We start from the raw sequence: 14,774 nt of genomic DNA, 5'->3' as shown, positions 1-14,774 counted from the left end.
ATGGCAGAAACATTAGATTCCCTGACTTTTCCCCTTCACGGCTCCCGGCTCATCGAGGCCAGTGCTGGAACAGGTAAGACCTATACCATTGCGGCCCTCTATTTGCGCCTGGTGCTGGGGCATGGGGGAGAAAACGGTTTCTCAAGGCCTTTGATCCCGCCGGAAATCCTGGTGGTTACCTTTACTAATGCGGCCACTGAAGAGCTCAGGGAGCGCATCCGAATCCGTCTCACCGAGGCAGCGGCCTTTTTCAGGGGCAATGGGGAGGGGGATGATTTTCTCCAAGGGCTCAGGGCCGATTTTGATCCGGACCTCTGGCCTGGCAGGGCAATGCTCCTTGACCAGGCAGCTCAGTGGATGGATGAATCCGCTATCCATACCATTCACGCCTGGTGCCAGCGTATGCTTCGCCAACACGCTTTTGACAGCCTTTCTCTCTTTGATCTTGAGCTTGCACCCAGCGATCAGGATCTTCTGGAGGAGGCGGCCTGTGACTTTTGGCGTGCCGGTTTTTATCCCCAGACAGTGGAGGTGTTGTCTGAGTTTAAGGAGGTGGCAAAAATCACCACCCCTCAGGAACTTTTGAAGCAGGCCATGCCCCTTATCAATGCCGGAAAAAAGAATGGTGTCAACCCCTTTGAGATGCTTGAACAACGAAGACAATTTGTTGAAGAGGCCCGCAGGGTATGGATGTCAGACTTCAAACAAGCAGTGGATCTGGTTATCAAGGCCCAGGCAGACAAAAGTCTGAACAACAACAAGTATCGAAAAGCCTCCCTGGAAAACTGGATTGTGCAACTGGACCTCTGGGTCAATAGTTCCGGTCCCTTGCCGGAACCCCAGGTGCTGGAAAAATTTTCAACCCAGGGTCTTACCAGCGGGGTGTCAAAGAAAAAGAACCCGCCTGTTCATCCCGCCTATGACGCTCTTGACCTATTGAACGGTCTCCTGAACTCCCTTGATGTCAAAGAGGCCCTTATATCCCATGCCGCAGCAAACATCAATCAAAGGGTGATTGAGGCAAAGGCCCGGCTTTCCAGGATGGGGTTCAATGACCTTTTGACCCGTTTGGGAGATGCCTTGTCCCGGCCGGAGAGTACCCGCCTTGCTGAAGTGATCCGAAATCAGTTTCCCGTTGTCATGATCGACGAGTTCCAGGACACAGATCCTGTGCAGTATGCTTCTTTTTCCACCATCTATCTGGATCAGCCGGACACAGGCCTGTTCATGATCGGTGATCCCAAACAGGCAATCTACGCCTTTCGGGGGGCTGACATCCACACCTATCTTGGGGCCAGGAAGGATACACAGGGACGTCACTACACATTGGAGAAGAATTACCGTTCCACCCAGGGCATGGTGGCTGCCGTGAACCAGATGTTTGGCCGGGCCACAGAATTTGCCGACGGGGCATTCCTATTCAAGGACGATATCCCCTTTGATAAGGTTAAAGCCCAGGGAAGATCAGAGGGATTCGTGGTGGAAGGAAAAGAATCCTTTCCTGTTACCCTGTGGCAGATGGAGCAGGATGAACCCATTACCAAGAACGGACCGGACGGATACCTTGCCCGGATGGCAGAGGCCGGTGCCGGTGAGATCGTCCGACTCTTGAACCTTGGGCAGACGTTGCCCTGCCAGGCAGGGTTCGGCCAGGAGGATGGCAAACTTACTCCCCTTCGGCCGTCGGACATTGCCGTGCTTGTGCGGGACGGTATGGAAGCCCGTGCCATTCGAAACGCTCTGGAAAAAAAGCGGGTCAGATCTGTCTACCTCTCGGACCGGGATTCGGTATTTGACAGTCAGGAGGCTGTTTCCCTGCTTTATCTTCTCCAGGCCTGCTCTGATCCCACAAATGACCAAGTGTTACGAATGGCATTGGCAACTCAGGTGTTGGAACTTTCCTGGGAGACCCTTGACTGGTTGAACAGGGATGAGCTTGCTTGGGAGGCCGAACTTGAGCGGTTTAAAAATTTTCAAAAGATCTGGCGCAGCCAGGGGGTGCTTCCCATGGTGCGTAATTTGCTCGCTGAATTCAATGTGGGTGCCCGACTTTTGTCAAAGCCTTTTGGAGAACGCCAGCTTACCAATCTCCTCCATCTTGCCGAAATGATCCAGGCAGCCGCCGCAAACCTTGACGGGGAGAAAGGGGTGATCCGATGGCTGGCAGGCCAGATCGATCATTCCGAGAGTGGTGTTGATGAAGAGATCCTGCGCCTTGAAAGCGACGATGAATTGGTAAGGGTGGTCACCATCCACAAATCAAAGGGGCTGGAGTATCCACTGGTGTTCCTGCCCTTTATCTGCAGTTTTCGAAAGCTCACTTCCCGCAACTCTACCATGGTCAAGCTCCATGACGATCAAGGAGAGGTCAAAATGGTTGTGAACCCGGGGGATGAGGAGCTTGCTCAGGCTGATCGTGAGCGACTGGCAGAGGATCTCAGGATGCTCTATGTTGCCCTGACCCGGTCCAGGTACGCTTGCTGGCTCGGTATCGGGGTGATGGGCAAGATAACCAAGAAATCCGGAGAAACCACCGACCTTCACCAATCCGGTATTGGTTATTTACTTTCAGGAGACAGAATGATCGAGACATCCGAGCTTGCCTCGATCCTGAACGAGTTCAGGGGGGATTGTGGACATATGACTGTTACACTCCTGCCCGAACCGTCAACCGAGACCATTGTCACCAGTTTAGAAACGGTGACCCTCTCCCAGGCCCGGACATTTAACGGCAAGGTTCCCCGCAATTGGCGGATCACCAGTTATTCCGGTATTCTTACAGGCGCTGCCATGCCCGAACATAGTGTCTCTCTTGGTACCCCTTCGGATGAAGTTGTTGACTCTCCGGATAGTGCACCCCAGGATCAGCTCCAGGAAGCTGCAACTGAAGAGAGCCTTGCACCCGAGGTGAATATCAATACCCGCTCTATCCATACCTTTGCAAGAGGGCCTGAGCCCGGAACCTTTCTTCACGATATGCTGGAACGGGCTGCTACCCAAGGATTTGATCAGGTTGGCTCGGACCGTGACACCACACTAAGCCAAGTTACTCAACTCTGTCAACGGCGAGGATGGGAGGAGTGGGCCGATGTGTTGACCGATTGGCTAATGGAATTTGTTCGGGTTGAACTCACCCTCCCAGGGCCTACCATGCCATCCATGAAATTGTTGGACCTTGCCCAGGGCCTGTGCCGGGCTGAAATGGAGTTCATGTTCGAGGTCCATAGGGTGGATATCCCTGTATTGGACCGTTTGGTTGGAACTTTTGTTTTGCCGGGAAATATCCGGCCGGTGTTAAGGGAAGATCGGATAAATGGTATGCTCAAAGGATTTATCGACCTTGTTTTCTGTTTCCAGGGACGCTATTTTGTTCTTGATTACAAGTCCAACCATCTGGGGGATAATGAAATCGCTTACGGGAAGGAAGCCATGGCCGATGCCATGCTGGAGCACCGGTACGATCTTCAATATGTGCTCTACACTCTGGCATTGCATCGCCTTCTTAAGGCAAGGCTTGGGGACTATGACTACGACCGTGATGTGGGTGGAGCGGTCTACCTGTTCCTGAGGGGAGTCAATAGCTCAGGCCAAGGTGTTTATGTTGATAAACCCCCAAAAGAACTGATCAACACCCTGGATCACCTGTTTCAAGAAGGAGATACCCATGATGACCACTGCTGATTTCTTTGATTTGCTTCAGACCTGGACGGGTCGTGGGTGGTTGCGGACCCTTGATAGTGCTTTTGTGATGTTCCTGAGCAGACAGGAGCCGAATGCCGACCCCCTGGTGTTGCTGGGGGCGGCCCTTGCCAGCCATCAGCTTGGACGGGGGCATATCTGCCTTGATCTTGCCGGGGTTTTAAAAGACCCCGATGCAACCCTTTCCCTTCCCCCCGAAGGGCAAATCGGGGAGGATATGATCCTGAAACCCTCTGAAGTGCTTTGCAGCATCATGGAAGAAGAATGGAAACACAGCCTTGAGGCTTCAGCTCTTGTGGGGACGGACACGGGCAACACACCCCTGGTAATGAACCAGGGCCGCCTCTATCTGCGCCGGTACTGGCACTATACCCAACGGGTGGCCCAAGAGATCCTTTGCCGGGTGGGTGAGAAACTGCCTGTGCCCGACAACCTGGAAGAGCTGCTTGACGGACTTTTTGCCCAGTTGAGAAGCCCTGAAGAAAAAGAAAAATGTGAGATTCACTGGCAGAGCATTGCCGCTGCCGTTGCTGCAACCCGTGCATTTAGCGTGATTTCTGGGGGGCCTGGTACTGGAAAGACCACCACCGTAGTTCAGCTCCTGGGGTTGCTTCAAGGACTTGCCATGGAGCAGGGTAAGGTTTTGAGGATTCGTCTTGCCGCCCCCACGGGTAAGGCTGCGGCCCGGCTTACGGAATCCATCAGCACGGCAATGGGACGGCTGCCCGAAGCGATCCAGACAAAGATGCCCACAGAGGTCTCGACCCTTCATCGCCTGCTGGGAACCCGTCCTGAGTCACGTAATTTTATCCATAACCGGAATAACCGGCTCCATGTGGATCTTCTGGTGGTGGACGAGGCCTCCATGATAGATCTTGAAATGATGGACGCCCTGCTTGATGCCTTGCCGCAAAAGGCCCGGCTGATTCTCCTTGGGGACAAGGATCAGCTTGCCTCGGTGGAGGCGGGGTCGGTACTTGGCGACCTGTGTGCCAATGCAAGGAATCCCTGTTACAGCCCTGAAACCGTTGCCTGGCTCCAAGGGGCCACCGGCTATGACCTATCAAAATTCGCAGGTCACGGCAGTGACCTTGATCAGCAGATCGTTGTCTTGAGAAAGAGCCACCGTTTCGATGAAAAAAGCGGCATCGGCGCCCTTGCCAGATCGGTCAACCAGGGAGATGGAAGGCGGGTGAATGATATCTGGGACCAGGGGTTTTCTGACATCTCCCGTCTTGTGATAAATTCCTGTGAAGACCCTGGATTCCGGCGCCTGGTGCTGGACGGCAACCCCAAGGCATTTGCCAAGGTCAAGAACACGGTCCAACCGGTAGGATACCGAACCTACCTTGAGATAATTACCAAAGGTTCGGGGGAGTGGGAGTCGGAGGATGCCTGGCTTCGGGCTGTTCTTTCCAGCTTTAACCGCTTCCAGCTTTTGACCCCTCTTCGAAGGGGTGATTGGGGGGTTGAAGGACTTAATGGAATCACCGCCGGCATACTCTATAAAGCCGGACTGATCCAGTCGACCTTGGGCTGGTATCCCGGCCGTCCGGTCCTTGTTACCCGGAATGATTACAGCCTGGGACTGATGAACGGGGATATTGGCATCGTCCTTGATGTGACGGATGAGCGAAATCCCGGCACCCATGGACTGAGGGTGGTCTTTCCAATGGCCGACGGTTCACTGAAACGGGTGCTGCCCTCTCGTCTTAGGGATGTGGAGACCGTTTTTGCCATGACCGTGCATAAATCCCAGGGATCAGAGTTCGAACACACGGCTTTGGTACTGCCGGACACCATGAGTCCGGTATTGACCCGGGAACTGGTCTACACCGGGATTACCCGTGCCAGATCTTGGTTTACCCTGGCAAGCCCCCACGCCAATCTTTTGGGAGCAGCGGTTGAGCAGCTTACCCACAGGGCCTCTGGCCTTGGGGACCTTCTCTAATTTATCAATCAGCATCCAAATTTGATCTCAGCCAGAGTGATATTGACCCCAGTAAGAGTTTATCCGAGCAGCAGGCGTTTTTATTGAAAAACCCAGTTTCCATAGGCGGATTGGTTTTCAAAAATGGTGCTTGCTTTTGTCGAGGAGGGGCAAGGTTGGACGCTTATAGGGGGGCAATATTCAACGCTGTTTGACATCGTATGTGTCAACTGGATAAGGTTGTTGATTCTTGTTCTCAGGTGTGAACTTGTGGTTCCTGTTATCATTTTTCCCCCCATTTTAAAAAAAACTGTAATATTATAAAAGTTTTTTAAAAAAATTGAGTAGAATAGGAATCACAAGAACCACAGAACCACGCCGATCAGCCTTTGGTTGTGGATTTGAGATTTTGATGATGATCTAAATGAATGCTTAATTTCCAAATGTCGAATTCTTGTACCTGCAGAATGAATCAATGATTGTGGCATACACATAACTTGTGGTTTGAAAATCTTTGAGAAAAAGAGCAGTTACAAGGATTGTCCACTCCCCTTTTTGAAATCTCAAAAGGAAGGACTGTAGCCAGAGTCCGGGTATTTGCAATTATCATCTGTCCAGGTTGAAAAGACAAATTTTTCAATTTCAAAGATTGCATTTTATCAAGATTTAATTTTGTATTGTTGGCAATTAAGGATTAAAGAACATTACGTACAAGGGCACTTATTATTGAGTTAAACCAAACAGGTTTCATACTAATATATATCAAGTTGTCTGGGGAAAGAGTTGTTTTATCCTTTATGAGCTGTTAATTTATTTTAAACATAAATTTCGAATTAAGATCCTGGTAGAATTTGCCGCAATGAGTAATCAAGATCATTGAAAATTAAGGATTTCCCAATATGTATATTAGCAATGTAACAATCAAGAACTACAGGGGTTTTAATAATCTTAAAATAAAATTGTCAAAACTGACAGTCATTATAGGCGAAAATGATACTGGAAAAACTAATTTCCTACGTGCATTAAGTTTACCTTTAAGTAACAATTCTCTTGATTACAATCAAAAAAGATTAAGTGTTCCAGATATCAATTCAAATTGCATTAAAATATTTTACAAATCAATAATTGAAGATGAAGATCAAGAAATACAGCTTAAAAAAATTCCAAAAGTTTCTGTTACAATTCAGTTCAAAGATGTGAAAGATTTTTATGAGACTGAGATTGTACATAAATGGCTAACCGATGCAGACGGAGAGCCCTGCTATGAGATAAGATATGATTATAAACCAAAAAATGATTTAGACCTCTTGTTGAATGTAAAGGATATGCTTAAAGATTGTAATGCCTCTGAAGAAAGCAAGTGGTTCACTTTACCAGTTGAGCATTATGAATATCAAATTATCTCAAGTAATAATGAAAAGCAGATATCTTTCAATGATCTAAAACACGTTGTTATCAATACTATTCCTGCTGAAAGAGATGATTTTTCAGATTCAAATTCTATGAAAGCAAATAACATTTTGACGAAACTATTGGTGAACACCTTAGACGATTCGGAAAAAAATAACATTAATTCAGCATATACAGAATTCTTTGCTGCTATAGAAAAAACAGATACCTTTAAAAAAATATTGTCATCCGATGCAGATTTCGAAAACTTAAAGGACTATATAAATCAAATTGAATGTATTCCTAACTTACCAAATTTAAGAAATATTTTGTCAAATATAACGTTAGGTTATGGTGATGATTTCTTGTACCAAAAGGGGCTTGGTGAAAGAAATTTAGTATTTATTTTTTTATTGTTCGCTTTTTATAAATCAACTCAAAAAAGTTTTAACCTTTGCTGTATTGAAGAACCGGAATCCCATCTTAGTATCAACAATCTTAAGTTGGCTACAGATTTCATATATAAAAGCGTTAATAAGAGTAACCGATTGCTCCAGACTATACTCACGACACATAATCCAACCGTGATTAATAAGCTGAAGATAAATAATGTCGTGGCTTTTAATGGGACTGAAGCAATCAGTTTGACGGATGTTAGTCAAAATTTATTGGATTATCTTAGGAAAAGACCGAATTTCGATATCCTCAAATTATTATTTGCTGACAAAGTTATTTTGGTAGAAGGCCCAAGTGAAGAGATGTTGATAAATACATTTATTCAAACAAAAGTTAATAGTTTGAATAATGTTGAGGTCATTAGCATTGGCCATAAAGGATATAAAACTTTTCTCGATATTTGGTTACGGATCAATAAAAATAATTCTGCAAAAAAGATCGGCGTTGTAAGAGACTTCGACAACCAACAAAAAGCCAAAGAAGATCATGATGTATATGATGCAGAAAATGAAAATATAGTGGTGCGTACTACAAAAGAATACACATTAGAGGATGACTTCGTAAGAGCCGGCGATAATTGTAAAATCCTTAGTGAGTTATTTGGTACTGAAATTGATTATGATACTGTTGCGCAAAGCATGAAAGCCAATAAAACAGGTGGTATGCTTAAGATTTGTGATGCCATGTTATCTCCAGACAAAACCTTCGATTTAGTTCTTCCAAGTCATATTATGGAAATAGTAGAGAAACTAAAATGATAGAAATACAAATTGCTGGTGCTGGAGCAGGAAAGACTTATGGTCTTGCTAAAAAAATCGTTGCTCAAATTAAAAATGAATGCACAGAAAAGAAAATCTTTGCCCTTACCTTTACTAATGCAGCCAAAAGTAAGATCGAATTCGAAGTTAAGAAACGAAATGGGTTTATTCCAAATAATCTATTCATTGAAACCGTACACAGTTTCCTGCTTAATGAAGTAATTTTTCCTTACTCTCAGTATACGTTAGGCGAAAAATATAACAAATGCTCAATAATGTACCTTGGTCAAAAACCGCAATACAAAGCTAAAAAAATAAAATCTTTAAAAGAGCAAAACATCATCCATTCGGAAAGAGTTTATGATATTGCAAAACAAATTATTGATGAGGATAATAATAAGCATAAAAGCAAAAAAAAGAAAACGAAGGTAAAATTTGTAATTTCACTTTTACAAACTTGTGTGGATAGCATTCTAATTGATGAAGTACAAGATCTCGATCACCATGCTCTAAGATGTTTTGAAGTATTAGGCTTGTCAAATATTGCCGTCTATATGATTGGCGACCCAAAACAAGCTATCAATTGGCCAAAAGATTTCGAAAAATTTATTAATAAGTGTGAAACAGATAAAACCTGCTCAGTAACTGTATTAGAGCCAATAAATACAACTCGGCGGGTTCCATCTGAGATTTTAATTCAGTCAAACAGATTTTGCTTAAAGGGTCAGGAGCAAAAGAGCTTAAGTAACGAAAAAGGCAGTGTTAAATACATCGAAAGTATTCATGAGGACTTTGAGCAAATATTAAAGGAACATATTTCCAAAGGGAGTATTGTTTGTATTGATAAAAAAACAGGAAATTATAATACGGGAAACTCTAAACAACATTGTTTCCCATATTCAATTGAGAATAAATTAAAAAAATCCGAACATATTGGAAATAAAGACGAAACGCTATTTATTGGGGCTGTATGTAATGAATTTTGTTATAAGACTTCAAAATCATCCGTCAAAGCCTCAGTAAATGCTCTTGTAACATTTCATAACCTTGATTTGGAAAAATCAGAATTTGCCCAATTATATGAATTCGGTAATTTGATAACCCAAACCCATTCAAAGTATATGGTTAGAAGTATTAATGCTGTGAAGGGATTAGAATCAAATACATGCATTTTTGTATTATCACCAAATACATTAAAATATTTTTTACAAGAAGAGATTGAAGAAGGGAAAAGATTTAACAAGGAATGGAAAAAAATATATGTTGCATTGACAAGAGCAAAAAAAGAATTGGTATTAGCCCTGGACCATGATTTACTTTGCGATTTAAATATTAAATCGGTTAAAAAGTCTTTAGAAAATTTGGGTATCCACCGGTTTTAATTTTGAAACCAAATGAAATATTAAGTTTACCTAATGTAATGGCCTATGATGAAAAAAAAAATTAAGAAAGAAATTTTTTATGCAGAACTTCAACACACAGTCTCAGCTTTTTCGAAAAGGGGTATCTATTCCCCCACAAAACTGCTGATTGAAATTCCAGACAGCCTTTCTTTTGAGTTAAAAAAAAATAAATCCCAAACTATTATAACTCGTCTTGCGTTATCTTTTAAAGAAAAAAAACAATATGGCAAACTATCAATAATTCTTTGTATTATCATAAATTTTGATTCAACATATTTTGAAGCAATTGAGAATAACGGCCTGTTATTATGTGATTTTCAAGTCGAAAAGAAATATTTAAAAATGCTATACAATCTTAAATGCCAATTCGATGAGCACGAAAGATATGAAATATACAAGAATAGAATTCTTACTTATATCATTTTTTATGATTTGAACTTGTCATTAAGTCAACATACTCTTGAGCTTAAAAATACATTGAAAAATCGTTCCATATTCTTAGTGAAATCAATTTTATGTTGTTCTGAGTTATTCTTTTTTATCACATACTTCGATTTAAATGGCATATCCATTCCAGATTGGCTAAATAAAGTTTATAGCAGAGTCAAAACACCAGAAAATTTCGCTTCCATCGTCTCATATTTGATTTGGCAAGCGAATGACATTTCACCTATAAAACCAATAGAATTTGAAATTCCAGTTGATATTGAACTTGAATCTGATGAAATTCAAAAAACAATTTATGGGGCGATATTCGCCCATTCTATACTTCGGATTTCAAAAAAAATCTCCTATTTCAATTATTCACTTGAAAAAATAAAGGTTGATCAAAAGACAATTATAAAAATTCATCCACCGTCACAAGAATTTGAATATTTTTTACGGTTAGGATATATCAGAGAGCAAGTTAACCGGAAAATACAGCCATTTACTATTCTTGACCAAAATATAGATGATTACCCCAGCCTTAATATGACGACAAAGTCTCTTGCTGAAAGCAAACTAAATTACTTAGCACAATGGATAGAAAAACCTTTTCCAAGATTAAGAATGATTTTGCCATATTCAGAGACTAACGGTTTTCCGCTAAAGGAGCTAATCAATAAAATAACCTTTCAAGAAGAGGCTATGATTTTGGACCTATTGGTGAATGAGTATCTTGTGACACCAAACCAGAAGCTAACAGATAATCTCATGATAAGCGATTTTATTACTATTTACATGGCTATTCTTTCCTCTAATCTATTAAATATTAATTTAATATCGGAATACAATCGAATGAAGAAGAAGTTTTCTTTCAATTCTATGATACGTGTACAAAACAAAATACATATCAAAGAGTTTGCATCTTTGTTTGAGTTTGATGAAGATCAATTTAATGATTTTCTTGATCTAATCTCTTGGGATTCTGCTGAAGGTAGCTATTACGATTTACAATATGCTCCTTTCCTAAAATGTGAAAACAGCTATATGACCCTTCCGTGCACTATAAGCACGTCAAATATCATAAGAAACATTCAAGTTTCAAATAGAATACGAGTTCCAAAGCAAGGAGATAAATTTGTTGAAATTTGTAGTCGATTGTTCAAAATGAAATTCAAAAAAGTTGTAACTGAAAAGCGTATTAAGAAAAATAATGTCAAAACAGAAATCGATATGGTTGTATTATATGAAAATTATTTATACCTTTTTGAATGCAAATATTCTGTTCCTCCTTATAACTCTCATGAACTGAGAAATACATGGGCATATGTAAAAAAAGGAATTACTCAACAAAAAATTGCAAATAAAATATTATCAGAGGAAACAATCCTAAAAGCATATTTAGACAGTTGGTTTCCAAATAATGGAATACGAAATTATAAAAAGATTAAGGTTAAAAATTGTATATTATTATCCGGCAGAAATTTTAGTGGAATGACCATTGATGACATTCCTATAAGGGATTTTCATTCATTAAATGCTATTTTAAGTGAAGGACAAACTTCATTCGGAATTGCCAAACCGGATGAACAATCTACACTTATTAAGTACAGTCTCGTTGGCCAAAATGGATTTACACATAAAGACCTAAATGACTATTTATCTAATAAATCAAAATATTTTAAAATGTTCAAAGTGAATATGAAAGTAACTTCAAATTTTGATGAGCTTATCCCGAACAAACTTACAATAACAGAGGAAATACATACGTATTCAAAAAATTCGAATGATGAATTCTCTGATTATATTCAGAAAATGGATGAAATCGGGTTTATTAGAATGCCTGATGAAATAAAAAAAATAGAATTTCCGAAGTCGATAGAAGATATAATAGACTCAAAACAAACTCCCCCCAAAAAAGCGAACAATTAATATTAACAGTATTACCTTGAAATTTTTCACTGCGGACTTTGTCTATACGTCCGCACCATTGGTAACACCAACAGATTGAATATATGCCCCTGCTGTGTAAAAAGTCATGGGTTTATTCTGGGTTAACACTTGAAAGTAGAAGCTGAGCAAGAGCAAATATGGTGATCTGCTTTCCCCGAAAATATCAAACCCTGTCTTAAGTTCATTTCACATGCCTGTAACTCAGCTTTACTGGAAGGTTGTAGCAGTCTTTGGATAGTTTCTCTAATACAGATTCTCACACAGGATTTTGATTATTATTTCATTGCCAGTTTATCCCTTTACTTTGATATATCGAAGCCTGATTCCTCAACCGTAAAGTTTTCCAAATTATCTGGCAGGTTTGAAAAGACAAGCATAAAGGGTACAGACTCTCCTGGCTTTACATTAACATTTGAGTTGTTAGTTCCTTCTCTGAGATTCAGTTTCTTGTTTATGACTGAAATATTTCCTGTTTTAAGCATTTCTTCAGAGATAATATTACCACAGAAGATAGCCTGAGTTTTGGCCTTTACTTTCCCTTTTGTGATCAGTGTTCCCTTAACCTGAATATGGCTGTAAAGTATCGCTGATGGATTTTCAATCTGTCCAGTAATAATGAATAATTCCCCGACCGTGTCATTGGAAATAAATCGACCATTAACACTTCCCTCATTTGGAATAGGCTTTGCTGGTGGTATAGGTTCTGTTGATTTGCTTTTCAATTTTGATATGAGGTTTTGTTGAAGAACAGCAAAGTCTTGAGCCTCACTTAATTGTTGAGGACCCAATTTTTTTTCAGTTATATCTCTTCTTTTTACGGCATCTTTATGTCCTTTTGCTGCTGCTAAACTGAACCAGATATAAGCCAGTTTATAGTTTTGGGGAACCCCAAGGCCTGATTTATACATCATCCCAAGATCATACTGAGCATTCAAATCCCCTTGTTCTGCTTTTTTGAAAGCATCTTCAAACTCATTTGCTAAGACAAGAGTGCAACCAAGCAGGATTATCATAGATACAATTAGAACTTTTTTCATTTTACCACCTTGATAATGGATGAACAATTGTTCCGAAGATCAGATAATAATCCATACTAAGGACTCATTTTGATGTCAATCTTATTTCCGATAATCTCATTACCCTGGCATGGTTTTCATCGCCCGGCAATTCGGTATGTCATATGATGTTGGACACGGATGTTGTCAGAATATTCTGTTCAATTTTTTGGATAGCAATTGTTTTATGCACGCCGACTACCTTTGCAACCCTCAGACCAGTATTTTGTACAGCCCCAGAACTTTTTCCATCGTTGCCCTGGTTTTGGAGTCATAAGCCTCATCGGGCTATAGAGTACATGACACCAGGAATCCAGTTTAAAACAATAGGTTTTTGAGCACCTTGGGATAACTGAAGCAGATCACAATAATGATGATACTGAAGCAACCGGTGAAAAAATGAAAGTTAATCTTTCAAACCCTTCTTAGATAAGGCTTCAACCGAATACTCGAATTTCAGATAATCGGTAAACCCGTCAATATATTTGCAATGTATGTCAGCCAAGCAAAGGTTGTGGGCTTCCCTGAGGAGGTTACAAAGAATGATGTTCAACTGCTTGCATTAATGGTAGGTGATATAAAATGCTTTTTTGGATTTTGAATTGGAGATTATTGATGCGGGAAACAAATAAGTTCTGAAGCTGAAGCTTGTCCTCATTGCGGAATGCCTGCAAAAAAAGATGTGCCTCTCCCTGAGAAACTTGTAAAAGAAGAGCCTGTTTACCATGAAGAGCTTGAAGAAATAAAAAGCGATCATCTCGGTAAAATAGTTGGGCTGGTGATTATATTGATTGTTGGATTTATTCTTTATAATTCTGCCACAAAAATTCAAACAGACATTCCTGTTGCAGAAAGTTCGCAGGAAAATCCGCAAGGGAAGGATGAACATAAAGCCAATTTCACACTGGATGAAAAGGGTTTTGTCGAGGATATCGAGGCTCAATACCAATGAGTGGTATCTCTTTATGGAGAGAAAAAATATAAAGAGGCGCTTGAAAAAATACAACTTTTTAAAGATTTTTCTAAATTGAATTATAAAGATGTTAGTTCATTGAAGAAAAAGATTAAAACTGATTTTCTTTATGAAAAAGTAAAGAGTTTGCCGGGTTCAGAAGCCGAAAAGAACCTGGGTTTATACAGCCAGTTACTTACCTTGAATCCCAACAATAAACTATTCCGCCAAAAAGTTGCACATTATCAAGCTAAGGCTCAAAAGATCAAGGGGCAAAGGGATAGAAAGATAGCCAAGCTTGACTCTGATTTATACTTGCTAAGTGTCCCCTATAAAAACATAACATTTCATTGCAATATAGGGTCTTTTCCAACAAAGGGACGTAAAGTCTCATAGGATTTAAAGAAACCGTTTGAAAACAAAGGAAATCTTCCATTTTCAGCACTCCCAAAATCAGATGGGCGTCGCAGCAAAATTTTTGGGCTTCCTAATTCCCACCGAATCTTGCAATTTTTCTTCTGAAAAATCATATTCTCCCAATAAGTTGATGTGTTGCCAGGAGACAACGGACCCTGATGTGATAGCATTGATTGTCCAGCAAAGACCTCCAGGTTCTAAATTCAGATAAATCAGAACACCTCATTAGGGGTTTTTAATAGCAGGGCAGGGTAGCATTGTTCCTTCCAGAACACTCTTGGCTGCTTTACTATATGGCCTCCAAAGGATCTTCTTTGAAATTCAAAAAACTGCCCTATC

The 14,774-nt window shown here is 41.1% G+C and carries 8 protein-coding genes; 7 read left to right on the top strand and 1 reads right to left on the bottom strand.

Features of this window, described 5'->3' with window-relative positions:
• The 5 genes from recB (at position 1) to ACZ45G_RS13335 (ending at position 11,990) form a co-directional block, all read left to right on the top strand.
• Positions 1 to 3,681, top strand: a complete 3,681-nt coding sequence (recB, locus tag ACZ45G_RS13355; protein ID WP_464178874.1) for an exodeoxyribonuclease V subunit beta — start codon at positions 1 to 3, stop codon at positions 3,679 to 3,681.
• Positions 3,665 to 5,650, top strand: coding sequence for an exodeoxyribonuclease V subunit alpha (gene recD / locus ACZ45G_RS13350; protein ID WP_464178872.1), 1,986 nt, complete (start codon positions 3,665 to 3,667; stop codon positions 5,648 to 5,650). The genes recB and recD overlap by 17 nt, the downstream gene beginning before the upstream one ends.
• Before the next feature lie 878 nt (positions 5,651 to 6,528).
• Positions 6,529 to 8,232 (top strand): ATP-dependent nuclease, encoded by a 1,704-nt coding sequence (locus ACZ45G_RS13345; RefSeq protein WP_464178870.1) that lies wholly within the window; start codon positions 6,529 to 6,531, stop codon positions 8,230 to 8,232.
• Complete coding sequence (locus tag ACZ45G_RS13340) at positions 8,229 to 9,614, top strand: UvrD-helicase domain-containing protein (protein ID WP_464178868.1); 1,386 nt, start codon at positions 8,229 to 8,231, stop codon at positions 9,612 to 9,614. The genes ACZ45G_RS13345 and ACZ45G_RS13340 overlap by 4 nt, the downstream gene beginning before the upstream one ends.
• 45 nt (positions 9,615 to 9,659) lie before the next feature.
• The gene (locus ACZ45G_RS13335; RefSeq protein ID WP_464178866.1) at positions 9,660 to 11,990 is read left to right on the top strand and encodes a hypothetical protein; all 2,331 of its coding nucleotides are present in this window, start codon (positions 9,660 to 9,662) and stop codon (positions 11,988 to 11,990) included.
• Between the two features lie 320 nt (positions 11,991 to 12,310).
• Here ACZ45G_RS13335 and ACZ45G_RS13330 read toward each other — a convergent pair whose 3' ends face one another.
• Positions 12,311 to 13,048, bottom strand: a complete 738-nt coding sequence (locus tag ACZ45G_RS13330) for a tetratricopeptide repeat protein (RefSeq protein ID WP_464178864.1) — start codon at positions 13,046 to 13,048, stop codon at positions 12,311 to 12,313.
• 682 nt (positions 13,049 to 13,730) lie between these two features.
• On the opposite strand from ACZ45G_RS13330, the gene ACZ45G_RS13325 reads away from it, so the two are divergent.
• Together ACZ45G_RS13325 and ACZ45G_RS13320 are read left to right on the top strand one after the other, a co-directional pair.
• Positions 13,731 to 14,018: a hypothetical protein gene (locus tag ACZ45G_RS13325; RefSeq protein WP_464178862.1), complete on the top strand. Its 288-nt coding sequence runs from the start codon at positions 13,731 to 13,733 to the stop codon at positions 14,016 to 14,018.
• On the top strand, positions 14,019 to 14,414 hold the full coding sequence (locus ACZ45G_RS13320) for a hypothetical protein (RefSeq protein ID WP_464178860.1): 396 nt from the start codon (positions 14,019 to 14,021) through the stop codon (positions 14,412 to 14,414).
• Positions 14,415 to 14,774 lie beyond the last annotated feature (360 nt).

It is taken from the genome of Desulfoconvexum algidum, from assembly GCF_055382125.1.
Note: the sequence above shows the minus strand (reverse complement) of the source record. Positions and strands in the feature narration are given on the sequence as shown.